Annotated in this window: 12 protein-coding genes; 1 reads left to right on the top strand and 11 read right to left on the bottom strand. The window is 72.4% G+C overall.

Going from position 1 to position 23724, the window contains the following annotated elements; translation table 11 throughout:
* Positions 1-58 precede the first annotated feature (58 nt).
* The 9 genes from ACN4JJ_RS06255 to ACN4JJ_RS06215 form a co-directional block, all read right to left on the bottom strand.
* The gene (locus ACN4JJ_RS06255) at positions 59-847 is read right to left on the bottom strand and encodes an FHA domain-containing protein (RefSeq protein ID WP_440709056.1); all 789 of its coding nucleotides are present in this window, start codon (positions 845-847) and stop codon (positions 59-61) included.
* Positions 844-2589 (bottom strand): serine/threonine-protein kinase, encoded by a 1746-nt coding sequence (locus ACN4JJ_RS06250; RefSeq protein ID WP_440709055.1) that lies wholly within the window; start codon positions 2587-2589, stop codon positions 844-846. Before ACN4JJ_RS06250 ends, ACN4JJ_RS06255 begins: the two co-directional genes overlap by 4 nt.
* Positions 2586-4298 carry an FHA domain-containing protein gene (locus ACN4JJ_RS06245; RefSeq protein ID WP_440709054.1) on the bottom strand — a complete coding sequence of 571 codons (1713 nt, stop codon included), beginning with the start codon at positions 4296-4298 and terminating at the stop codon, positions 2586-2588. The genes ACN4JJ_RS06250 and ACN4JJ_RS06245 overlap by 4 nt, the downstream gene beginning before the upstream one ends.
* A gap of 1 nt (position 4299) precedes the next feature.
* Positions 4300-5148, bottom strand: a complete 849-nt coding sequence (locus ACN4JJ_RS06240; RefSeq protein WP_440709053.1) for a PP2C family protein-serine/threonine phosphatase — start codon at positions 5146-5148, stop codon at positions 4300-4302.
* Entirely contained in the window at positions 5145-6461 is a 1317-nt protein-coding gene (locus ACN4JJ_RS06235) for an RDD family protein (protein WP_440709052.1), read from the bottom strand. Before ACN4JJ_RS06235 ends, ACN4JJ_RS06240 begins: the two co-directional genes overlap by 4 nt.
* The gene (locus ACN4JJ_RS06230; protein WP_440709051.1) at positions 6458-8953 is read right to left on the bottom strand and encodes a transglutaminase-like domain-containing protein; all 2496 of its coding nucleotides are present in this window, start codon (positions 8951-8953) and stop codon (positions 6458-6460) included. Before ACN4JJ_RS06230 ends, ACN4JJ_RS06235 begins: the two co-directional genes overlap by 4 nt.
* On the bottom strand, positions 8953-10227 hold the full coding sequence (locus tag ACN4JJ_RS06225; RefSeq protein ID WP_440709050.1) for a DUF58 domain-containing protein: 1275 nt from the start codon (positions 10225-10227) through the stop codon (positions 8953-8955). Before ACN4JJ_RS06225 ends, ACN4JJ_RS06230 begins: the two co-directional genes overlap by 1 nt.
* A 62-nt stretch (positions 10228-10289) precedes the next feature.
* On the bottom strand, positions 10290-11264 hold the full coding sequence (locus tag ACN4JJ_RS06220) for an AAA family ATPase (protein WP_440709049.1): 975 nt from the start codon (positions 11262-11264) through the stop codon (positions 10290-10292).
* A 60-nt stretch (positions 11265-11324) separates the two neighbouring features.
* Complete coding sequence (locus ACN4JJ_RS06215; protein WP_440709048.1) at positions 11325-17399, bottom strand: Ig-like domain-containing protein; 6075 nt, start codon at positions 17397-17399, stop codon at positions 11325-11327.
* A gap of 345 nt (positions 17400-17744) precedes the next feature.
* Between ACN4JJ_RS06215 and ACN4JJ_RS06210 the strand changes: the two genes are divergently transcribed.
* Positions 17745-19586 (top strand): amidase family protein, encoded by a 1842-nt coding sequence (locus ACN4JJ_RS06210; RefSeq protein WP_440709047.1) that lies wholly within the window; start codon positions 17745-17747, stop codon positions 19584-19586.
* Here the strand turns inward: ACN4JJ_RS06210 and ACN4JJ_RS06205 are convergent.
* Both ACN4JJ_RS06205 and cofG read right to left on the bottom strand, forming a co-directional pair.
* Positions 19555-21099 (bottom strand): flavin-containing monooxygenase, encoded by a 1545-nt coding sequence (locus ACN4JJ_RS06205; protein WP_440709046.1) that lies wholly within the window; start codon positions 21097-21099, stop codon positions 19555-19557. The two genes, ACN4JJ_RS06210 and ACN4JJ_RS06205, sit on opposite strands and share 32 nt — an antisense overlap.
* Positions 21090-23648 (bottom strand): 7,8-didemethyl-8-hydroxy-5-deazariboflavin synthase CofG, encoded by a 2559-nt coding sequence (cofG, locus tag ACN4JJ_RS06200; RefSeq protein WP_440709045.1) that lies wholly within the window; start codon positions 23646-23648, stop codon positions 21090-21092. Before cofG ends, ACN4JJ_RS06205 begins: the two co-directional genes overlap by 10 nt.
* Positions 23649-23724: the final 76 nt, after the last annotated feature.

Raw genomic sequence — 23724 nt, 5'->3', positions numbered from 1 at the left:
TTGCGGGGTTGCCTGGGTTACGGGGGGTCGGGTCACGGACGCGCCGGCGGTGCCGGTGCTATCGCTCGTCGTTCGCGAGGTCGTCGTGCGGCTGCTCGAGCAGAGGCAGGTCGGCCTTCGTGACCAGGCGCGAGAGTACGGCGTACTCCACCAGCCGGGCCCGGCGGTTGGTGGCCAGGGCGCCGACCCCGCCGCGCAGCCCGTCGACGCCGGTGCGGCTGAGCTTGTCGCACACGTTGTCGAGCTTGCGGTTGAAGCGGCTGAGCGCCCAGCCGAGCCGCTCGGCGGCGAGCTGCGAGGAGGGGATCTCGCTCGTGCCCGTGCCCTCGCGCTTCAGCATGGGCTCGGCCAGGGCCAGGATGAGCAGCTTCTGCGAGGCGGTGAACGTGACGGCCCCGACCGTGGTCGCGCCGCTGCCGGAGGGCACGGGGCTGGAGTCGACGAACGTGGGGGCGCTGGTGTGCACGGTGAACTCGTAGCTGGTGGGGCCCGCCGTGAAGACGACCGTGGTGAGGCCGAACACGATCGGCATGCGCGCGCCCGGGGCGAGCCAGGCCTGCATGGTGCGGCTGGCATCCGAGACCGTCGCCGAGAGGCGGGAGCCCACGTTCGAGAGCCACCACATGCCGTCGACGTTCGAGATCTGCAGGAAGCGGCGGTGCAGGTACTGGTTGTCGTCGATGTCGAGGTCGGCCTCGCGACCGATCTCGAACGGCTTCTCGCGGTCGAGCGAGAACCACTCGCCGCAGAACTCCACGCTCGCGTCGGAGTGCGGGCGCTTCGTGGCGCCGCTGGGCGGGATGGTGCTCTCGTCGATGCGGGTGCCGGTGCTGTTCTCGGGGGTCATGGTCCACATCCCGTCGTCGGTTCGGAGCTCTTGCCGTTGCTGCGCAAGAGCACCACGTCGATGCACACCTGCCCCTGACCGGCAGCGGGGGCCACGGTCACGGTGGTGCCGTCGATCCGGGTGGCCTGCGCCTCCTGGGCGCCGGTCACGACCGGTGTCCAGATGTAGCGGTCACCGGGCTCCGGATCGGGGTTCGCCCAGGTGAACACCACTCCCTCGGCCGAGGCGGTGCCGGCGAACGCGGGGATCGCCGGCACGACCGCGTCTTCGACCTTGATCGGGTCGACGGGTTTGTCGGTCACCGCGATGTCGTCGGAGGCCGGGCTGATGCCGCCGTTCAGCGCGAACACGACGCCGCCGATGCCGAGCACCAGCACGAGGCCGATCGCGCCGAGGATGTAGGGGAGCTTGCGCGAGCGGCGCACCTCGGGCTCGCCGTGCAGGAGGGCGCCGGCCGACTCGCGGTGCACCGTCTCCTCGAGGGCGGGTTCGTCGAAGCCGCGGCGAGCGTGACCGGCACCCGTGCCCGCACCGGTCGCCACACCGGGGCCGGCGAACGGCCCGGCACCGCCCGCACGGCCCGTGCCGGTGGCGGGCGCGGGGGCGGCCCCGCGGATGACCGTGTGCTCTTCGGCCGGCGGAGCGGACGCGGAGCCCGAGCGGTTCGGGGCGGCGGGCGGCGCACCCCATCGCGGCGCGTGCGGCGGAGCGGTGGACGCGATCGGAGCGGGCGGCGTCGTGGAGCCGCCGCGCGGCCCGGTGGAGCTGCGCCGCCCGGTGACGGGCGCGGTCGGGTCGATCGACACCATGCCGCGGATGCGGGTGTGCCCCTCGTCTTCCTCGTCCAGCTCGTCGGCCGGCACCTGGTCGTCGAGCACGTCCGTCGGCGTGACCGACATGCTCAGCTCGAGCTGCACCTTCTGCAGGGCGCGGGCGAACTCCAGCGCTGACGAGTAGCGCGATTCCTCGCGCTTGGCCATCGCCGTGGCGAGCACCTCTTCGAGCGCGGCCGGAACATCCGGACGCCCCGTCTTGGTGAGCGGGGACGACTGGATGCGGGCGATCAGGTCGAGCCCGGAGTTGGCGCCCCCGGGCACCTCGAAGGGCGAGCGCCCGGCCAGGATCGTGTAGATCGTGGCACCGAGCGAGTAGATGTCGGCGGCGGTGCCGCTGGACGGCGCCGCGCCGAACACCTCGGGCGGCGACCACGGGATCGACATGCCCACGGATTCCTGCTCGTCGCCGCCCACCAGGGCGACCGAGATGCCGAAGTCGGTGAGCGCGGGACGGTTGTATTCCGTCACGAGAATATTGGCGGGTTTGATGTCGCGGTGCAGGATGCCGGCCCGGTGCGCGGTCTCCACGGCACCCGCCACCTGGATGCCGATGCGCAGCGCCTCGGCCACACTGAACTTCTCGCGCCGGTAGCGCGCGCCGAGGTTCGGCTTGGGGCAGTACTCCATCGCGAGGTAGGGCCGGCCGTCTTCGGAGATGTCGGCCTGGTAGATCGTCACGATCGACGGATGCGTCGACAGCTGCGCCATCAGGTTCGCCTCGGCGTCGAAGCTGTCGCGTGCGCCCTCGGTGAGCGACTCCGAGAGCAGCACCTTGATGGCCACGCGACGGCGCGGCATCCGCTGCTCGTAAAGGAAGACGTCGGCGAAACCGCCGGATCCGAGCAGCTGCAGGTACCCGAAGCCGGGGATCTCGGGCGGGGCGGAGGGCGGGCGGCGCGCGTTCACGGCACGTCCTCGAAGGCCACGGTGATGCCGTCGCCCAGGTCGACCACGTCGTCGCTCAGCACGAGCACGGGCTCGTTCGGGCCGAGGCGGAGCGGCGGGGTGCCTTCGCGGTGCAGCACCGAGCCGTTGGTGGTGTCGAGGTCGACCACGAGCACGTGGCGGCCCTCGATGCGGATCTCGAGGTGGTTGCGCGAGATGTCCTGCTCGGGGCTCGCGACCGTGATCAGCACGGGCACCTGGTCGGCCTGCACGCGGTTGGCGCGCGGACGGCGGCCGATGATGATCGGGCGGTCGAGGGTGTGGGTCTCGCCGGTGGAGAGCACGATGCGGCCGAGTCCGCCCACGGGAGTGGCGGCGGGGGCGCCGGCGGCCGGGTCGGTTCCGGATGCTCCGCCGAGCCGGCGCATGGCCTCCAGCTCGGAGACGGTGACGGTGAGCCCGTCGTGGTCGAAGTCGGCGCCGGTGGCGGCGGGGCCGACGGCGGAGGGCGCGGTCGCAGGAGAGGACGGCGACGAGGCGGCGGCCAGCGGGGCCGGCGCGGGCGCGATCGGCGGGACCGTGCGGCCGTTGATGCTGGAGCTGCCCGAGGCCGCGCCCAGTCCGCCGAAGTCGGGCACGCCGTCGATGAGGCCGCCGCTGACGGGCGGGGCCGTCGGTGCGGGAGCCGTGGGGGAGGGAGCGAAGCCGGGGGCGGCGGGGGCGGATTCGGCGGCCGAGGCCGCGTTCTGCTCGCGCGCGGCGTCGGCGTCGTCGGGGGCGGGCGTGACCACGGGAGCGGCGGCCGGCGTCACCGCGGCGGCCTCCTCGTCCTCGTCGTCGACCTCGCGCACGGCGGCCTCCTCGACCGACTTCACCACGGTGGCACCCCAGAGGTGGTCGTAGGCGTCGTCCGGCAGCTCGGTGCGGGTGTGCACGAGCTCGTCGTCCAGTCCCGTCTCACCGGTCTCCGCATCCGCCACGTCCGGCACCTCCGCCACGTCCGGCGTCCCGGGCGCTTCAGGCAGCGCGGTGCTTTCCGGGATCACCGTCTCCTCGACGCTCACGGTCTCGTCGACGCCCACCGCCTCCTCGACATCGGCCGCATCCGTCCCCTGCGACTCCGGCACGCCGTCGCTTGTACCGGACCCGAGGGACGCGGTCCCCACCGGCGCGGCCTCTGCCGAAGCGCCTCCGGCGGCCGCGGCAGAGGTGGCCGCCGGTGCTGCGGTGGGGGCCACGGCATCGGCGGTGAGCTGCACGTCGACGGCGGCGGCGAGCACCACCCCGCTCGCGATCGGGAACCAGGGGCCGGCGATCTCGGCGGAGAGCGCCGAGGCGGAGTCCGGGCGCAGGCGCAGGCGGATGCCGCCCGTCACCACGCGCTCGCTCCAGGTGGTCACCTCGGCGCCCGAGACGGCGTAGGTGCCGGAGGCGTCCGAGACCTCGATCGCGAGCCCCCCGCGCACGGCGAGCCGCACCGACCCGCCCGAGTCGCCGGAGTCGCCGGAGTCGCCGGAGACGGTCGCCACCGCGAACGGCGGGATCGAGCTCAGGCTGGTGCCGAAGGCGCCGCTCAGCGACTCCAGCACGGCGCCGAGCCCCGCCCCCTCCGACAATGCGCTCCAGAGCTCTTCCAGCGTCGAGGCCTCGACGCTCGCGGGCAGCAGGGCCAGGCCCGAGGGCGCCACGATCGCGCGCCACTCTCCCGGGGTGTATCGCAGCGAAGTCATCTCAGTTCCTCCCGCCGACCCCGACGGGACCCCGGGGGATGGTGTCCTCGCCGTGCCGGCCGTCGTCGTCGCGGTCCGCGTCGGCCGTGCCGCGCGATGCCCCTTCGTGATCCCAGGCGTCCACCACGACCGCCGTCAGGTTGTCGCGCCCGCCGCGGGCGAGGCTCGCGTGCACAAGCTGGGTGGCGGCATCCTGAGCCTGTTCCTCGCTCTGCAGGATGCGCGCGATCAGCTCGTCGTCGAGCTCGCCCGAGATGCCGTCCGAGCACACCAGCACCCGGTCGCCGGCCTCCACCGGCACCAGCCAGTAGTCGGGCTGGAACTCGCCGCCGGCGCCGAGCGCCCGCGTGATCACGTTGCGGCTGGGATGGTTCGCCGCGGCCTCGCGGTCGAGCTCGCCGTCGTCGAGCATCTCCTGCACCACCGAGTGGTCGACGCTGATCTGCTCGAGCTCGCCGCCGGAGAGCCGGTAGGTGCGCGAGTCGCCGAGGTTGAACACGAGCCAGTAGGCGCGGCCGTCGCTCTGGGCCACCGCCACGCCGGAGACCGTGGTGCCGGCCCGCCGGTCGCCCGCGGGAGAGAGGGCGTCGATCGTCCCGTGCGCCCGGGCGAAGGCGTCGCGGATGTCGCCGGGGGTGACGAAGTCGCCCTCCAGCGCCGCGAAGGCCTCGACCGCCAGGGCGCTGGCGACCTCGCCGGCCTGGTGCCCGCCCATCCCGTCGGCCACCAGGAACACCGGCGGCACGGCCAGGAACGAGTCCTCGTTGATGCGGCGGCGGAGCCCGGCGTGCGTCTCGGTGCCCACGTTCAGCCGCAGCTCGGCCGAGGGCACGCCGTCGGGGGCGCTCATGCCGAGGCCTCCACCGAGAACACCCGGGTGCCCACGCGCACGCGGTCGCCGGGCACGACGGTGATCCGCTCGCCCGGGTCCAGCGGATACTCGGCGCCGTCTTCGCGCACGATCGCCGATCCGTTCGTCGAGCCCCGGTCGGCCACCCAGACGTGCCCGGCGTCGACGCCGAACTCCAGGTGGGTCTTGGAGACCGAGAGGGTGTCGCCGGTGACGGCGATCAGGATGTCGGAGGGGTCGCCGCCCGGAGACACCGGGTCGCGGCCGAGCGCGCCGTTCCGGATGATCGGCACGATCTCGCCGGTGTCGAGCCGGAACACCGTCACGCCGGTGCCGATGGCCGAGCGGCCGGAGTCGGTGAGGCGGGTGCGCTCGGAGTCCTCCTCGACGGCCAGTTCCGCCGGCGTCACCACGGGCGGCGGCGCGAAGCCGGGCACGCTCGCGATCGGCTCGACCGCCGGCCGGGGAGCGGCCCACGGATCGGCGATCGGCGCCGAGGACGCCGCGGCGACGGGCGCCGGTCCGGCATCGGCGCGCGCGGCGGGAACGGGCAGCAGATCGGCGGCCACGGTCGCCCGGTCGTCCGCCAGCAGCTGCCCGGGTCGCGCCTTCAGCGGGTTGGGCCCCGCCTTCACGTCGATCACCCAGGTGCGGGCGAGCTTGTCGTGCCAGCCACGGCCCTGGCGCCCGGAGTCCCAGAGCGGCGAGAGGTACACCACGTACTGGCCGAGGCCGAGCACGAGCGAGGCGGCGCCCACCACGAGGTTGCGCAGCAGCATCCAGCCGAGGCCGGGGCGGGTGAAGCGCACGGCGTTCACGATCCGCAGGCCCATGATCAGCATGCCGATCGAGAAGCCGAGGAACGACTGCAGCAGCAGGTTCGCCAGCGGCACCAGGAGGGCGGGCACCAGCAGCAGCACGGCGCTCAGCCCGTTCACCGAGAAGGTGCTGCCGGAGGTCTGCACCTGGATCACGCCCGCCGCCATCAGCGGCACGGCGATCAGCAGCCACAGCACCGTTCCGGCCACGCCGTCGAGCAGGAAGGCGACGACACGGCGGCCGTAGTTCGCGGGCAGCAGCTGACTGGGGAGGATCGGTTCCACGGCGGGCTCGGGCTGCCAGCCGGCCGAGGCGGGCACTCCGCCGGCCGCGCTCACGGCACCCGGCGATCCGGCGGGCTCGTGCGGGGTGGCGCCGAGCGCGGCCGTCTGACTGCGCGAGGAGGCCGGGGTGCCGCACACCAGGCAGAACTGCGCGTTCCGCGGCACGGGCGAGCCGCACTGCACGCAGGGGTAGGCCGCATCCGTCATCATCGTCCCCCTCGTTCTCCAGAAGCACCGTAACCGGTTCCGCCCGGCCGGCGCGAGCCGGAGCCCGAGCGCGAACCCGAACCGCTCCGCCGTCGCCGGCCGAAGAACGAGCCCAGCGCCCAGCGCGCCCGCATCCGCTGCCACCACGTGCGCGAGGCCGCCATGCTCTTCACCACGGCGTCGACCTCGGTCCAGTACTGCTCCGCCTGCTCGGGGGTCGGGTCGCCCGGGCCGAACACGCTGCCGTCGGCCTTGTCGGCCACGGCCACCACGGGAACCGCCGGATACGCCGACGCCAGCACGAGGGCGTTGTCGCGGCGGGTCTCGCTCGAACTCACCGGGGTGCCCAGGTCGCCTGCACGGTCGACGATCTCGTCCCAGCCGCCGCTCACGCGGTCGGCGGTGCGCGCGGCCTGCCGGCGCCTCTTGCGCCGCTGCAGCTTGAGCAGCACGATCACCAGCAGCGGCCCGAAGACGAGGATCAGCAAGGCCAGCAGGCCGCCGCCGATCAGCAGGAACGGCAGCAGATCGAAGGTGTTCTTGTCGACCTCCTCGTCCTGCGTGTCCTCGGTACGGATGTCCGGCGGCAGCTCGGCCGGCTCCTGCGGCGGGGGCGGCGGCTGCAGCACCTGGGCCTTGGGGTCGGCCTTGGGCTTGGGCGCCTCTTCGAGCGGGATCTGGTCTTCGGGCGGCGTGGGGTCGAACGCGACCCAGCCCGCGCCCGTGAACGGCACCTCCACCCAGGCGTGCAGCTGGTCGCCGGTGATCTCGTAGGTGGTGTCGGCGCCGGAGTACGTGTCGGGGTAGAAGCCCATCACCACTCGGGCCGGCATGCCGATCGAGCGCACCATCAGGGCCATCGCCACGGCGTACTGCTCGTCGTCGCCCACCATCTGCTCGGCGCTCAGCAGGCTCGCGATGCGCTCGGCGCCGTGGCCGGCGCGGGACACCGCCTCGCCCTCCAGTCCGTGGCTGAAGAAGCCGTTCTGGCTGAGGCCGGTGGCGATGTTGCGCACCTGCTGGATGGGTGTCGCGGCGTCGCCGATGTACTCGGCGGCCAGCGTGCCCACCTCGTCGGGCACCCCGCTGGCCCGGGGCACCGAGACGTTCTCGATCGCACGGTCGGAGAGCTGCTCGTCGTTGAAGGTGGGCGGGATGACGGTGTCCATCCGGTAGCTGTCGCCCTCGGTGACACCCAGGGTGTCCAGGGCCACGCCGGTCGCCGCGTTGTAGTGCAGGGCGCCGCCCAGCTCCTCCGCGCGGTCACCGGTGAAGCGCAGGGAGTCGAGGTAACCGGCATCCGGCAGCCAGACGCCGTCGAGGCCGGTGATGTCGACGTCGAGCTCGGCCGGCGCGCCGGCGGTGTCGTTGGCGATGTCGTCGCTCACCCGCACGAAGGTGCCGGAGCCGTTGGTGCCGTCGCCCGCCACGTCGTAGACGATGCCGTCGTAGCTGTCGAGCGTGGCCAGGCGGATGCGCGCGGAATCCGGCAGCCCGGTCACCGTGAACAGCGAGTCCTCTTTGAAGTCGCGCACGTAGCTGCGGTAGCCCACCAATGGGCTGGCGTAGTCGTGCAGGTCCAGCGGTGGCACGATCTGGTCGCGGATCACCTCGCGGGCCGTGGCGGGCATCAGGATGCCGCCGGTGACGAACCCGACGCCGAGCGCGGCGACGATCAGTCCGGCCCCGAGTGCGAGGCGGGTGTTGCGCAGCTTCTTCGCGCTCGCGGTGTCGGCGCGGGTTCCGGCCCGGTCGGCCGTCGTGGCCGCCTCAGCCGCGCCACCGGTGGCCACCGCGGTGCCCGCGCTCTGCCCCACCCGGCGCTCGTGCCGCCGCCAGGCCGCCCAGGCGAGGGCGACGCCCGCGAAGACGAGCCCCTGCACGATCGGGAACGCGGCCTCACGGGTGCCGAAGGCGATCGCCGTCACGAACAGAGCGGCCGCCGGCAGCAGTGCCCAGGCCGCGCGCTTCAGGCGGAGAGCGAAGGTGCCGGCCAGCACGGCCGCCACCAGGGCGGAGAGGAAGGGCACGATGAGGGTGCCGTCGAAGCCGCCGACGGGTGTGACGAGCGTCAGCACGTCCTTCCAGGAGAACACGATCCCGAGGATGAGGGTGCGCATCGTCTCCAGCGTCGGGATGACGCCCAGCAGCGTCGTGCCGGGTGCCGCGAGGGCGCCGCCGAACAGCAGGTAGACGAGGATCGTGACCGCGGCGACGATGATCGGGTTCCACGACAGGCGCCAGCCGGCGAGGGCGATGGCCAGGCCCAGCACGACGCCGCCGATCGAGGCGAGGAGGTAGCCGGCTCCGCCGAAGGCCGGGCCGAAGCTCAGGGCCGAGACGATCAGCAGCACGGCGATCACGCCGAGGTCGACCGCCATCGCCCAGTACGGCCGGAACAGGCCGCCGGGACCCTGGGGGCGCGGAGGGAGCAGGGGGGTCGAGGTGCGCGCTGCGGCGTCGGCGCGCGCCGAGGATCGGGTGGGTGTGCTCATCAGCTGTTGGCCCTCCGGAGCGCCAGGGGGAAGTCGCCGAGCTGGCCGATGGTGAGCAGGCTCAGCTCGCCGATCCGGCGCATCGACATCGGGGCGCCGGGCCGGGCGCTCACCGCGATCACGCGGATGCCGAGCGGGATGTGCACGGTCGAGGCCTGCAGCTGGGAGGGAGTGACGGTCGATCCGAAGATCAGGAACGCCACCGAGGCCTGCGGCACCGCGGTGCCCGTGGTCTTGGCCAGCTGCACGATGCTCTCGCGGCGCTCGGTCTGCTCCACGCCCGAGAGCTCGTCGAGCAGGCGGCGGCCGGTGGCGGATTCGAGGGTGTCGTTCTGGGTGAGCACGGTGATGTCGCGCTCCTCGCGGATGGCCTGCACCCCGAGCGATCCGCAGACCGAGACGGCGAGCTCGAACTCGTCCTCCCCCTGCTCGCCCTCGGCGTAGTCGGAGCGGTTGGTCGAGAGCGCGATGGCCAGGTGCGAGCGCCGGGTCTCCTCGAACTGGCGCACCATGAGCTTGCCGGTGCGCGCCGAGGTCTTCCAGTGGATGGAGCGGCGGTCGTCGCCCGGCACGTATTCGCGCAGCGCATGGAACGACACGTCGTCGGCCGAGATGATGCGGCTCTCCACGCCCTCGAGGTCGCGCAGCACGCCGGAGGACGAGCCGCCGAGGGCGACGGTTCTCGGATGCACGAACAGGTCGACGGGGTCGGTCCAGCGGATCTCGCGGCGCATCAGGCCGAGAGGATCGCCGCGCACCGAGCGCACGGGGCCCACCACGATCACCGAGCGGCGGTGGGTGGGGATGCCGAAGAGGTCGTCGTGCTCGGCCTGCGGCGCGAGCCGAGGCAGGGCGAAGGAGGCGAACGAGGAGCCGACGGGCAGCTCGATCCGGGCCGGCAGCAGGGTGCGGGCCGAGGTGTTCGTGACGGCGATGCGGCCGACGGCGCGTTCGCCCACGACCACGCGATCCAGGGCGAGATCCAGCCGCACGGCGTAGGCGGAGCGGCCGATGGCGAAGCCGATCGCGATCAGCAGGGCGGTGAGCAGCACGAAGCCGATGACGAGCAGTTCGCGCCAGCCCAGGATCGAGCCCGCGATCAGCGCGGCGATCGTGGCGGCGAGCACGGCCCAGCCGAAGCCGGACACCGTGCCGAGCACCGGACCGACCACGCGCCACACGACGCGCGCCGCCGAGCCGACGGCCGGCCATCCGGTGCCGCGCACCCAGCGCCCCGGTCGCGACCCGCCGGCCGCGCCCATCCATCCGCTCACCCTGCCGCCCGCCCGGCTGCGAGCCGAGGCGAGACGGCGAGAGCGCGTTCGCCCCCGCTCGCTCATGCGGCGGGTTGCCTCGACTGCGGAGCGGCCACGTCGGCGAGCACGCGGGCGAGCACGCTCTCGGCGGTCGCGCCCGAGAACTCGGCCTCGGCGTCGAGCACGAACCGGTGCGTCCAGACCGGCCCGGCGAGCTCCTTGATGTCGTCGGGCAGCACGTAGTGGCGGCCCTGGGCGGCGGCCCACACCTTGGCGGCGCGGATGAGCGCCATCGCGCCACGCACCGAGACGCCCAGGCGCGACTCCGGCGCCGAGCGGGTCTCCTCGGCCAGCTGCGCGGTGTAGCGCAGGATGGCGGGGTCGACGTGCACGGTGGAGGCGAGGTCGGCCATGTCGGCCACGGCCGAGGTGGTGATGACCGCCGACAGCCCCGCCGAGGGGTTGCGGTTGGCGGAGCCGGCCAGGATCTGCTCGGCCGAGGCGAGGTCGGGGTAGCCGATGCTCGTCTTGATCAGGAAGCGGTCGAGCTGCGCCTCGGGCAGGCGGTAGGTTCCGGCCTGCTCGATCGGGTTCTGGGTGGCGATCACGAGGAACGGGCGGCCCACCTCGTGGGTCACGCCGTCGACCGACACGCGCGATTCCTCCATGACCTCCAGAAGCGCCGACTGCGTCTTCGGCGAGGCGCGGTTGATCTCGTCGGCCAGCACGATGGAGGCGAAGATCGGGCCTTTGTGGAAGTCGAACTTGTGCGTGTCCTGGTCGTAGATGGTCACGCCCGTGACGTCGGAGGGCAGCAGGTCGGGGGTGAACTGGATGCGCTGGTGCGTTCCCTGCACCGTGGCGGCCACCGCCTTCGCCAGGCTCGTCTTGCCGGTACCCGGAGCATCCTCCAGCAGCACGTGGCCCTCGGTGATCATCGCCATCAGCGTGAGCCGGATGACGTGCTCCTTGCCGAGTACGGCCAGACCGACGTTCTGCACGAGGCGGTCGAAGGTGCCGGCGAACCAGGTCGCCTGCTCGGGGGTCATGGTCATCGAGGGTCCTTTTCGTCGGTGGTCATGAGGGTCGGTGATGCGAGGGAGCGGATGCGGGCGCTAATTCGATGGCCAGGTCATCGAGTCGGTGTAGGTCTTGCCCCCACCGGTCACCTCGATGCTCACGGTCGTTCCCGGGTAGCCCCAGTAGAAACCGGTCTGGCCCGTGCCGCTGCCGTTGATGGTGACGGTGTCCTCGTAGTTGCCGCTGGCGTAGACCTTCGCGGTGTACGTCACGCCGGGCTGACCGTCGGTGACCGTCACCCTGATGTAGGCGCAGGATGCGTGGCGGCAGTTGCTGTTGTTGACGTGGTCGCCCTGCGACACCTTCACCGAGGTGTTGATCGGCTCCTTGTCCGACTTGGCCGAGGCCGAGGAGCCGGATCCGGGGATCACGGCGCCGCCCGCGTCGACCATCTGCACCTCGATGCCGTGGTCCTCGCTGTAGCCGGCCGCGACGGAGGCGCTGCCCGACGACATGCCCTTGTTCTGCCACTGGCCCCCGTCGATCCGGATCTGCAGCGTGTAGTCGCGGCCGTTGCGGGCCGGCGCCGTCCAGCTGAAGTTCACGACCTTGTCGCCTCCGCTGGCACTCGCGGAGGTGCCCCCGTACGCCCCGTAGGGCGACACGGCGTTGCTGGACGCACTCGGATCGCTGGTGTAGCTCGAGCCGTCGGCCGAGGTGAGCGTGCGCACCTGGGCGGTGTACGTGCCGTTGTTCGGGGCCGACACCGTGGATCCGCTGCCGCCCAGGGGCGCCCAGCTTCCGTTGCCGTTCAACGAGTACTCGTACGAGACCTCGCCCTGGTTGGCGCCGTTCAGGGCGCCGTCGGAGAACGTGATCGTCATGGTGTTGTCGCCACCGGTCGCGCTCACGTTGGTCGGCGGCTCGGGCTTGTTGAACGCCCGCCGGGGAGCGGATGCCGCCGAGACGGCGCTGTCGCCGGCCTTGTTGCGGGCCACCAGGGTGAACGTGTAACCCGAACCGCTGACCGGAACGGTCACCGTCTGCGAGGTGGCTCCGCCGTCGACCGGGATGGCCACGTCGGCCGCGCCGCCGCCGCTGCGGGTGAGCGTGTAGCCCTTGATCGCGTCGCCGTTGTTCTTCGGCGCGACCCAGTTGACGGTGAGCTGCGACTGGCTGCCCACGCCGTCGGCGCGGGACGTGGTGGGCGCCGCCGGAGCATCCGGAACGCCCGCCGGGATCTCGAACGCCGAGTAGCCGCTGAACTCCGAGGGTTCGGGCGCACGGTTCACGGCCTGCACCCGCACCTGGTAGGCGGTGCCGTTGGCCAGGCCCTCCCAGGTGAGCGTATTGCCGGTCACGCCGTAGCGCGAGGCGGAGCCGCGTTCGGGGGCGGGTGAGATCTCGAGGTTGTACGAGGTGACGGCCGAGCCCGGGGTCGACGGGGTGACCCAGGTCACCGCGAGGCTCTTGTCGCCGAACACGAGGGTCGGCGGCTGCGGCTGGTCGGGGCGCGCGTCGGGGCGGGCGGGGCCGGAGCTCGGTGAGGGATCGGAGACGCCCACCTCGTTCGTGGCGGTGACCGTGAAGTAGTACTCCACGTCGTTCGTCAGCCCGCTGAGCGTGCAGGTGGTGGAGGCGCACTGCGTGGAGTAGCCGTTCTGGCTGGTCACGGTGTACGTGGTGATCACGGCGCCGTTGTTCACCGGCGGGTTCCAGGAGAGCACCACGGTGCGGTCCTGGATGCTCGTGACCGTGGGCGTGGAGGGCGCCTCGGGGCGGCCCTGCACGGTGAGGCGGATGCGGGCGTCGGCCGTGCGCGCCGGGTCGCCGGTCGCGTCCTGCACCGAGTAGCGCACCACCATGGTGCCCACGAAGTCGGCACCGGGGGTCACCGAGACGTTGCCGCCGTCGACGTCGGCCCCACCGGTACCGGTCTCGACCGTCGCGCTGGTGATGGTCAGCGGCGTCTCGGGGAACGGGTTGTAGTCGTTGCCCAGCACCGGCACCGAGACGGTCTGGCCCTGGTTCGCCTTGTCGACCACGTCGTCGGTGGCCGACGGCGGGTTGCGCGTGGTCGACAGCACGTTCACCGTGACGACGCCGCGCACCGGCGTGTTCGTGCCGTCGGAGACGTCGATGTCGATCGTCGAGGGGTTGCGCGGGGCGTTCGCCGCGGCGGACACGATCAGCGTGGAGCCGTCCTCGATCTTCGCCGACACGCCCTGGGCCGTGCCGCCGGCGATCGCGAAGGTGAGCTTCTCGAGGTCGCCGTCGTCGGCGTCCTGCGAGTAGCCGCGCAGGTCGAGGCGTCCGTCGCCGTCGCCCGCCGCCACGTCGACGCTCGCTCCCACGAAGGTGGGCGGCGCGTTGTAGTCGGAGATGACCGTGATCGGGATGACCAGGGTCGCCTTCTTGCCCTCGGGGTCGTCGGGGCCGGTGCCGTCGGTGACCTCGAAGCTCAGGGCATCCGGGCCGTCGTAGTGCACCTTCGGCGTGTAGCGCATGGTGTTCTCGTCGACCACGAGGTTGTCGCCGTTGGCGTTGGAGGCGCGCACCTTGTCGGCCTCGGTGATGCGGGCCGTCTTGCCCTCGCCCACCAGCACGTAGTCGCTGAGCTCGATGTCGACGGTCTCGCCGTCGTGCACCACGATCGGCTCGATGCCGGGCTTGAGCACCGGCGGCAGGCCGTCGACGCCGGGCACGTCCACGAACGCGGAGGCGGTGAGGCCGTCCTGGTCGGTGACCGTGTAGGTGATGATCTGCGGAGTCGGCAGCAGCGTGATGCGCACCAGGCCGCTCGCCAGCACCGTGGCGGCCGGGTCGGTGACCGAGACCTTCAGGGCGTCGATGGTGCCGTCGGGGTCGTCGTCGTTCTCGCGCACGTCGATGTCGGTGGTGGCGCGGTCGAGCACGTCGGCCACCTGGGCCTTGTCGTCGCGGGCGATCGGGGCCGCGAGCGGAGCATCCGGGCTCACGTTGAGCAGCAGCGTGCCCTTCGCCGTCGCTCCCCAGCGGTCGCTGATCGAGTAGATGACCGTGTAGTCGCCCGGGGTGGCGGGGGCTGTGACCAGCACGCGGCCGCCCTCGACCCCGGCCTCGACGTCGTCGGGGGCTTCGACGTTCGTGCTGATCGAGATCGGGTCGCCGTCGGGATCGGTGTCGTTCGCCATCACGTCGACCGCGACCGTGCGGCCGGGGCGTGCGCTCACGACGTCCTTCAGGGCGTACGGCGCCTGGTTCGACTCGCTCGAGGGGATGATGCCCACCAGGATGGTGGCCGTCGCCGAGGCGCCGAGCCGGTCGCGCACCGTGTAGGTGAAGGTGTCGGTGCCCGTGGAGTCTGGGTAGGCCTCGTACACCAGCCACGCCTCGCCCACGTCGACGATGCGGCCCTTGGTGGGTGCGGAGCTCTGGCCCACGAGTTCGACCGAGTCGCCGTCGGGGTCGATGCCGTTCAGCGGGATCGGGATGCGCACGCTGGTGCCCTGCAGGGCCCGGATCGTCACGTCCTTGGGCCGGGGCGGCGAGTTGGTGGTGTCGTCGGCACCCACCACGCGGATGGTGATGTAGCCGGCGTCCTTCTGGCCCTGCGAGTCGACGACCTCGTAGGTGGCGTAGACCACCTTCGGCTCGGGACCGGCCTTGAAGCGCACCACGTCTTCGGAGACGAAGATCTCGCCGTCCTCCGGCGCCACCAGCGGCTCGATCAGCGTCTCGGAGAGGTGGATGGTGTCGCCGTCGGGGTGGTGGTCGTTCGCGAGCACGGGGATGGTCGCCACGTCGTTCACGCGCACCGTCACCTCGTCGTCCTCCGCGACGGGCGGCAGCAGGCGGGCCGGGGCCGGGATCGGGGTGACGAACACCTCGCCCTGCGCGGTCGCCTTGCCGTTGGAGACGCTGTAGCCGATGGTGATCGGCTCGGTCAGCCCGCGGTCGGTGATCCGCAGGATCTCGTGCTCGAGCACCTCCACGCTCACCCCCGCGTCCTGGGGGACCTGCACCGACTGAACGGCCAGGATGCCGCCGTTGGGGTCGGTGTCGTTGGCCAGCACGTTCACCAGCGTGTTGCGCCCGGTCGGCAGCTGCGCGGTGTCGCGCACGGCGATCGGCGGGTCGTCGGTGTCGGTGAGGTCTTTCACGTCGACGAACACGAGGCCTTCGGCGGTCTTCGGGCCGTCGGATGCCAGGTACTGCACGTAGTACTTGCCGGCGGTGGGCGCCGTGAAGGCGAAGGTGCCGGTGGTGTAGTCGGGCTCGATGGTGGCGCCCGGGGTCTCGTTCACCTTCGCGAGGCGCAGCGGCGCACCCGAGGGGCTGAGGTCGTTGTCCAGCGGGGCGACGGTGACGCGCTCGCCGGCGAGGGCCACCACCCGGTCGTTGTTGGTGACCGGGGCGACGGTGTCGCGCACCAGGAAGCGCATGGTGGCCTCGGTCTCGGACTGTCCGTCGGAGACCGTCACCGTCACGTCCTTCGGCCCGGTGTTCGGGTCGATGCTGGTGAAGGTGATCTGGCCGTCGGGGCGGAACTGCACCTGGTCGGCCGTGCCGGTCGCCGCGCCGACCACGTACAGGTCGTCGCCGTCGGGGTCTTCGAAGTCGATCAGCACGTTCTGCGAGACGGTCTGCCCGGGCGCCACGAGCACCTCGGAGACCTTCCACTCCTTCGGCGGGCTGTTCTGGCCCTCGGCGCTCACGTTCAGGCGCACCGTGGCGTCGTCGGTGCCGCCGCGGCCGTCGTCCACCTGGTAGGTGAAGTTCGCCGAGCCCTCGGCATCCGGGTTCACGATGACCTGCAGGGCGGCGCCGTTCAGGATCTGCTGCACCGTGCCGATCGAGGGCTGGCCGCCCTTGAGGCTCGCCACCAGCACGTCGCCGTCGGGATCGGTGTCGTTGTTCAGCACCGGCAGGATGACGGTGCGGCCGGCCCGCACGCCGAAGGTGTCGTCGGCGGCCGTGGGCGGGTTGTTCTCCTCGGTGCGGTCGGGGAGCAGCACCTGCAGCTCCTCCTCGGTCGAGTCCTCTTCCTCGTCGGAGTCGCTCTGCTCGGGCGGCGGGGCGATGTCGTCCCAGTTGTCGACCTTCTTCATGTCCTGGTTCACCAGGTACACCACGCCGGTCGACAGGTCGTTCAGCACCACCACGTCGCGGTTCACTCGGAAGCGCAGCTCGGCGTTCGCGGCGAGGTTCTCGATCGTGGTCTGCACGTCGTTGTCCTCGCCCGCGCAGTCGCGCAGGTAGGCGCCGGATCCGGCCCAGGCCGCGTAGGCGCATCCGTTCAGGTACACCGGCGCCGCGGGGGTGCCCGGTTCGCCCTGCACGGGGATGATCGTGGGGTCGCCGCCCCCGAGCGGCTGCCGGATGAGCGAGTCCTTCGTGGAGATCAGCACGTCGTCGGCCGCGGGGCCGGTGGGCTGCACGACGCCGCCCTTGGCCTCGTCGATCACGCTCTGGCCGCCGCCCGGCAGGGTGACCGTTCCGGTCAGGGCGTCGAAGACGACGGAGGCGTCGCCGACCGTGGTGATGGTCAGTTGTGCGCCCTCTTCGGGCTCGGGGAAGCCCTCGGTGGAGGTGGGCTCCTCGGGGAAGGTGCCGGTCTCGTCGGGGGTGAAGGTCTGCACCTGCAGCTGCGAGGGGGAGAGGGCGTGCACGGTGCCGTCGACGTCGGCGACCGCCGCCGATCCGGTGCCGAGCTCGGCCAGGGGCTCGTCGGGGTTGATCACGAACGAGCCGGCGCGGTCGGAGGGGGTGGCGAAGAGCTGGCCCGTCTCGCGGTCCAGCAGCGACACCGACTTGCCGCCGAGCGACACGGAGGACTCCGGCGGGAGCTGCACGGGGGTCTCGAGCGCGACCGTCATGGGGTTGACCGGGGTGAGGGTGCTGCCGGACTGGTCCAGCAACAGCACGGTGTCGCCGTTCTGCAGCACGTCGAAGCCGGTGGAGCCGGTGCGCAGGCCCCCGTCGATCACCTGGGCGGGGTAGTTGAGGTGGCCGAGCAGGAGGCCGGTGGGCTTCGTGACCCACACGCCGCCGTCGTTCAGCTCGACGTCGGCGGTCTTCACGCCCTCGTACACGAACGCCATGGTGGTCACCGCCACGGCGAGCGCCACGATCCCGGCGACGGATGCGCTCGTCGCCTTGCGTCGGCGGATGGCCTCGAACAGCCTCACAGGGTCCCCGAATCGTCGTTCTTCATGCGTGATGCAGTGTGCGTGCGAGGGTAAGACGGCACGGGGTCGCGAGGACTGGGTGATCCTCAGACCGCTGGCGCATCCCTTCGGGTGGGATGTGCCCCGTACGAGGGCAATTCAAGCACGCCCGGGTGACGGCGCCAAAACGAGAGCAGGGGGAGAACTCCCCATTGCCGCCGAGCCCGATGTAGGCGTCTCGACGCCGCGGGGTGCCGTTCGGGGTGTGGGCGGAAGCCGCAGACCGTAATCGGGAGGAAACGTCGAAGAAACGCGTCTCCGCCACAGTGGGAGGTTCCTGACAACACTCCTCGAAAAGGATCTGCGTTGACCCCTCGCCCTCCCGCCCGATCGTTCACCCGCGCCGCAGCCGTCACCGCCGTGTGCGCCGGTCTCGTGCTCGGCTCCTCCGCCCTCGCACCGGCGGCGTTCGCCGCTCCGGCGGCCGGCGCATCCACCGTCGCCCCCGATGTCGTCGACCTCGGCGTCACCGACCTGCTCGCCCTGCTCGAATCGGGGCAGACCACCTCCACCGCGCTCGTGCAGGAGTACCTCGACCGCATGGCCGCGTACGACGACCCCTACGGCGACCAGCCTGGACTGGCCGCGATCATCCTGGCCAATCCGGATGCGCTGGCGACCGCGGCGACGATGGATGCCGAGCGAGCGGCGGGCCAGATCCGCGGCCCGCTGCACGGCGTGCCGATCCTGGTGAAGGACAACTACGCGACGTTCGACATGCCGACCACGGCCGGCAGCTCCTCCCTCAAGACCTACCAGACCAAGCTCGACTCGACCGCGGTGCAGCGGCTGCGCGACGCCGGCGCGATCATCCTCGCCAAGACCAACATGTCCGAGTTCGCCTGGCACGGCACCTACACCCTCAGCTCCGAGCGCGGCCGCACCAACAACGCCTACAACCAGGCCAACAGCGCCAGCGGATCCAGCGGCGGCACCGGCGCGGCCGTCGCCGCGAGCTTCGGGCCGGCCGGACTCGGCACCGACTCCTGCGGCTCCATCGTGGGCCCGAGCGCGCACGAGAGCCTCGTCGGCTACCGTCCGACCATGGGCCTGACCAGCGTCACGGGCATCGTGCCGCTCAGCATCCGCCAGGACGTGTCGGGCCCGATGACGAAGACGGTCACGGATGCGGCGCTGCTGCTGAACGCGATCGCCGGGTACGACCCCGCCGACCCGCAGACCGAGATCGCGAAGGTGCAGGAGGGGACCGACTACGTCGCCGGCCTCAGCGACACCGCCCTGGAAGGCAAGCGGATCGGCTACGTGCAGTACGACTACACCGCCGACGAGCAGGCGCGCCCCGGCTTCGCCGAGCAGATCGCCCTGTTCGACCAGGCCGTCGCGGATCTGGAGGCCCAGGGCGCCGAGATCGTCGCGGTGCCCGACTTCACCCACGAGTTCGTCTCGGGCACGCTGAAGAGCGGCGGCTGGACCGACATGCGCTCGAGCATCAACACCTTCTTCGCCACGACCGAGGCGACCTGGCCGGAGGGCCTCGCGAGCCTCGCCGAGCCGACGGATGCGCTGACCTTCGAAGACGTGATCGCCGACGGCGCCTCCTCGATGACGCAGGGCGACATCGACTACTTCCTGGCGGGGGCCGACATCCCCAACCCGGCGTACGACGCCGCGGTCGCCGAGCAGGAGGCGGGCAAGCTGGCCATGGACCAGTACTTCGTCGACCACGACCTGGATGCCCTCGCCATGCCCACCAGCGCCGGATCCGCGACACCCGACTGGGCGGGGACGACCTTCTGCGACGTGGGTGCCAACACCGGCATCCCGACCGTCTCCCTTCCCGCCGGCTTCACCTCGACGGGTGAGGCGGCGGGCCTCGAGCTCGCTGCACCGCGCAGCCACGACGCCGACCTGCTCGCGATGTCGTACGACTACGAGCAGGCCACCCTGCACCGCGTCGCACCGGCCTCGACCCCCGAGCTCGACCACGCTGCGGCGGTGGACCCGGAACCCACGCCGACCCCGGCACCCACGGGTGCCGCGACCCCGGCACCCGAAGCCGGCGCCGCTCTGGCTGCGACCGGAACCGGAACCGGATCCGCCGCAGTCGGCGCCCTCGCAGGACTGCTGCTGCTCGCTGGGGCCGCCACGATGGTGGTCACCTCGCTGAAGCGTCGCCGCACGAGCTGAGCCGCACACCTCTCGTCGAGGAGGCCGCCGATGCCGCTGCGTCGGCGGCCAGTGCCGTGAGCGGCTGGGCCGCGACGGCGCGCAGCGCGTCGCGGAACGCGGTGGCCGTGCCGGGCCAGAGCAGTGTGAGGCGGCCGCTGCGCTCGTCGACGTACCAGCTGCGGCATCCGCTCAGCCAGACGGTGTCGCGCGCGGCGGCGTCGACCTGGTCGGTCCACGCGGTCTCGGCGGGAGCGGAGGCCTCGATCACGCCGACGCCCTCGTCGTGCATCCGGGTGATCAGGGCGTCGGCCAGTTCGGCCTGCGCCTCGATCATGGCGAACGCGGAGTTGTGGCCGAGGGCGGCGTTGGGGCCGTCGAGCACCATCAGGTTCGGGAAGCCGGCGACCAGCAGCGAGGCGTAGGCGCGCATGCCCCGCGCCCAGTGATCGGCGAGCAGTCGGCCGGCACGGCCGCGCACGTGGTCGGCGAAGGGGGGCTGCGCGGCGGCGAAGCCGGTGGCGAAGACCACGGCGTCGACCGCGTGGCTCCGGCCGGACGCGGCGATCGCCCGCTCGCCGTCGAAGGCGACGAGGGCGGAGGGTTCGAGGTGCACCCGACCACCGGCGAGGGCCGGGTAGTAGTCGTCGGAGAGCAGGATGCGCTTGCAGCCGATCTCGTAGTCGGGGGTGAGGTGCGCTCGCAGCCCGGGGTCGGCGATCTGCGCCTCGAGGTGGGCGCGGGCCGCTCGCCGCAGGGCTTCGCGCTCGGGGCCTGCGGTGACACGAGCGGTATGGCCGGCCTCGAACTCGGCGAAGAGGGAGTCGCGGTGCCGGCCCAGCGCATCCGGATGCTGTTCGAAACCGGTCTTCGTGCGCTCGTCGATGGGGGCGTCGTCCCGGGGGACCACGTAGGGGGCCGTGCGCTGGAAGACCACGACCTCGGCGGCGATCCCGGCGAGCCTCGGCACCAGCTGGACCGCGGATGCCCCGGTGCCCACGACCGCGACGCGCTTGCCGCGCAGTTCCCGCTCCAGCTCGGGCCGCCACGTGCTGCTGTGGGTCACGGGGCCGGTGAAGCCCTCGCGGCCGGGCAGCTCGGGCTGTTGCGGCTCGGCCAGGCGGCCGGCGGCGAGCACGAGCACGCGGCAACGCAGCGGGCCGCGGCTGGTCTCGAGGTGCCATTGCCCGTCGTCATCGTTCCAGCGCATGTCGGTGACGTCGGTGCCGAGCCGGATCTGACCGCTCAGGCCCTCGTCGCGCACGACGCTCCTCAGGTACTCATGGATCTCGGCGCCGGGGGCGAACCGGCGGCTCCAGCGCGGGTTGGGGCGGAAGGAGTAGGCGTAGAGGTGCGAGGGGATGTCGCAGGCGACACCGGGGTAGACGTTGTCGCGCCAGGTGCCGCCGATGTCGTAGGCGCGCTCGAGCACGAGCACGTCGGTGCGGCCGGAGCGGCGCAGGCGGGCCGCCGCGGCGATGCCGGCGATGCCGGCGCCCACCACGACGGTGTCGGCGACCTCCGTCACCGCCATGCGGGGGCCGAGAGCAGCGGGGCGTAGGCGGTGTCGCGCTGGCGGGCCGGGCGGCCGGATGCGCGGGCGAGCGACTCGACGTCGGCATCCGCCAGCGTCAGCCGGGCCTCGGGGCCGGCCTCGGGCCAGAGCGCGCCGTCCAGCAGCACGCCGCCGATGTCGTCGGCGCCGCCGCGGAGGGCCTGCGCGGCCGTGCCGAGGCCGAGTTTGGTCCAGGCCACCTGCACGTGGTCGATCCGGCCGGCCAGCAGCAGGCGTGCGACCGCGATCACGGCGAGCGACTGCTCGGGGGAGGGGCCGTGGGGGTGCGCGTTCGCGGCCGTCTTCCCGCTCGTGGCGAGCCGAGCCGCCACCGCGGGGGCGTCGCCCGGCACGAAGGGCATCGGGATGAACTCGCTGAAGCCGCCGGTGCGCTCCTGCACCGCCGCCAGGAGGCGCAGATGCGCGACGATCTGCTCCGGGGTCTCGAGGTGCCCGTAGACCAGGGTCGAGGTGGAGTGCAGGCCGGCGCGGTGCGCGGCCTCGACGGTGGCGATCCACTCCGCCACCGGAGGCAGCTGCCCGCCGCTGAACGCGGCACGCACGCCGTCGTCGAGCACGAAGGCGGCCGTGCCCGGCACGCTGGTGAGGCCGGCCTCGCGCAGGTCGTCGAGGAACTTCGGCAGGCTGCGGCCGGTGCGGCGGGCGCCGTCTTGCAGTTCGGTGGGGCGGAAGCCGTGGATGCTGATCTCGGGAGCCGCCCGTCGCGCTTCGCGCACGACGTCGAGGTAGATGCTGCCGGGCAGGTGCGCACCGGGCATGCCCTGGAGGCAGATCTCGGTGGCGCCGAGCTCGGCGGCCTCGGCTGCGAGCTGCTCGACCATGTCGAGGGTGAGGGCGGGCGCGGCGGGATCGTCGCTGGGGTCGGCGGTGAGCCGGGCGGTGTCGATGTTGCGGTTCACGACGTAGCTGACGGCGGTGTTCCCCGAGGCCGCGCGGGCTGCATCGGCGATCGCGCCGAGTTCGGCGAGTGCCGTGCCGCGGGCACCGAGCAGTGCCGCGGCCTGCCGGTCGGAGATCGAATCGGCCCCACCCGGTCCAGCCGCGGTGGCCAGAGCCTCGCTCAGTTCGGACTCGGTGGAGCGGGCCCCCGACGGTGACCACCCGCGGGCGGGAGTTCTCGCGTCATCGGGGGAGCCGGTACCCACGCGCTGCGACGGCGGCGGGGTGGAGGCGGTGCCCGTGTCGGCGGTGACGGCATCCGGTCGCCCGGACGGCCGGGAGATGGTGGCGGAGGCCTCGTCGGTCGCGGCCGGGGCCACGGCTGCGGCGGCGAGCGGGCGCACGCGCGCCGACTCGTCGGCGAGCAGGGTGTCCGGCTCCATCAGCGCGTGCAGGGCCGGCACGACGTTCGGGTCGAGCCAGCGCTCGGCGCCGGCGAGGTACTGCGGGTAGGCGGTGAGCCGTTCGCGCAGCGTGTAGCCGCCCTGCGCGGTGAGCCCGGCCAGCAGGTCGATGTCGGGCCAGGGGCGCTCGGGGTTCACGTGATCGGCGGTGAGCGGGCTGATGCCGCCCCAGTCGTTGATGCCGGCGCGCAGCAGCAGGCCGAGCTCGTCGAGGTCGGTGAGGTTCGGCGGCGCCTGCACCGTGGCATCCGGACCCATCACCAGACGGGCCGTCGCGACCGCCGCGATGTACTCGTCCAGCCCCAGGTCGGGGTCGTTCTGCATGGCCGTGCGGGGCTTCGCTCGGAAGTTCTGCACGATCGTCTCCTGCAGGTGCCCGAAGCGGCCGTGCAGCGCGCGCAGGGCGAAGAGGGCGTCGGCGCGCTCGCCGTGGTCTTCGCCGATGCCGAGCAGCACCCCCGAGGTGAACGGGATGCGGGAGCGGCCGGCATCCTCGATCACCCGAAGGCGCAGGGCCGGGTCTTTGTCGGGCGAGCCGAAGTGGGCGCCGCCGGGCTGCGACCACAGGCGGGTTGCGGTGGTCTCGAGCATCATGCCCATGGAGCCCGCGACGGGCCGCAGGCGCTGCATCTCGTTCCACGACATGACGCCGGGGTTGAGGTGCGGGATGAGTCCGGTCTGCTCGAGCACCATGGTCGCCATCGCGTGCACGTAGTCGAGCGTGGAGCTGTAGCCGTGCTCGGTGAGCCACTGGCGGGCGGCCGGCCAGCGGTTCTCCGGCCGGTCGCCGAGGGTGAACAGGGCCTCCTTGCAGCCCATGCCCGCGCCGGTCTGCGCGATCTGGAGGATCTCCTCCGGCTCCATGAACGTCGTGATGCCGTGCTTGGCCAGGCCGCCGGGGGTGTCGACGAAGATGCAGTAGTGGCAGCGGTCCTGGCAGAGCCGGGTGATCGGCAGGAACACCTTCTTCGAGTAAGTGATGACGCCGGGCCGGCCGGCGCGCTCGAGGCCCTCGTCGCGCAGGCGGGTGGCGTGCGCGAGCAGCCGCTCGAGGTCGTCGCCGCGGGCGCCGACCAGGGCGGTCGCCGTCGCGATCGAGATCGCGTCGCCGCCGTCGATCCGGTCGAGGGCGGCGTGCGGGGTGAGAGAAGTCGAAGACGTCACGGGCGCACTCCAGGGTAAGGAAAAAGGGATGGCGCCTGATGAGACGCCGCGAACCCAAATCCAGGCCCGAACCGAA

The sequence above is a fragment of the Herbiconiux dendrobii genome, from assembly GCF_052048175.1.
In the GTDB taxonomy this organism is placed as follows: domain Bacteria; phylum Actinomycetota; class Actinomycetes; order Actinomycetales; family Microbacteriaceae; genus Herbiconiux.
This window is presented reverse-complemented; position numbering and strand designations above follow the sequence as displayed.

Excerpts from the sequence above, each read along its gene's own strand:
- ACN4JJ_RS06255 (WP_440709056.1), bottom strand. The coding sequence starts at position 847 with ATGACCCCCGAGAACAGCACCGGCACCCGCATCGACGAGAGCACCATC.
- ACN4JJ_RS06245 (WP_440709054.1), bottom strand. The coding sequence starts at position 4,298 with ATGACTTCGCTGCGATACACCCCGGGAGAGTGGCGCGCGATCGTGGCG.
- ACN4JJ_RS06240 (WP_440709053.1), bottom strand. The coding sequence starts at position 5,148 with ATGAGCGCCCCCGACGGCGTGCCCTCGGCCGAGCTGCGGCTGAACGTG.
- ACN4JJ_RS06235 (WP_440709052.1), bottom strand. The coding sequence starts at position 6,461 with ATGATGACGGATGCGGCCTACCCCTGCGTGCAGTGCGGCTCGCCCGTG.
- ACN4JJ_RS06230 (WP_440709051.1), bottom strand. The coding sequence starts at position 8,953 with ATGAGCACACCCACCCGATCCTCGGCGCGCGCCGACGCCGCAGCGCGC.
- ACN4JJ_RS06220 (WP_440709049.1), bottom strand. The coding sequence starts at position 11,264 with ATGACCATGACCCCCGAGCAGGCGACCTGGTTCGCCGGCACCTTCGAC.
- ACN4JJ_RS06205 (WP_440709046.1), bottom strand. The coding sequence starts at position 21,099 with ATGGCGGTGACGGAGGTCGCCGACACCGTCGTGGTGGGCGCCGGCATC.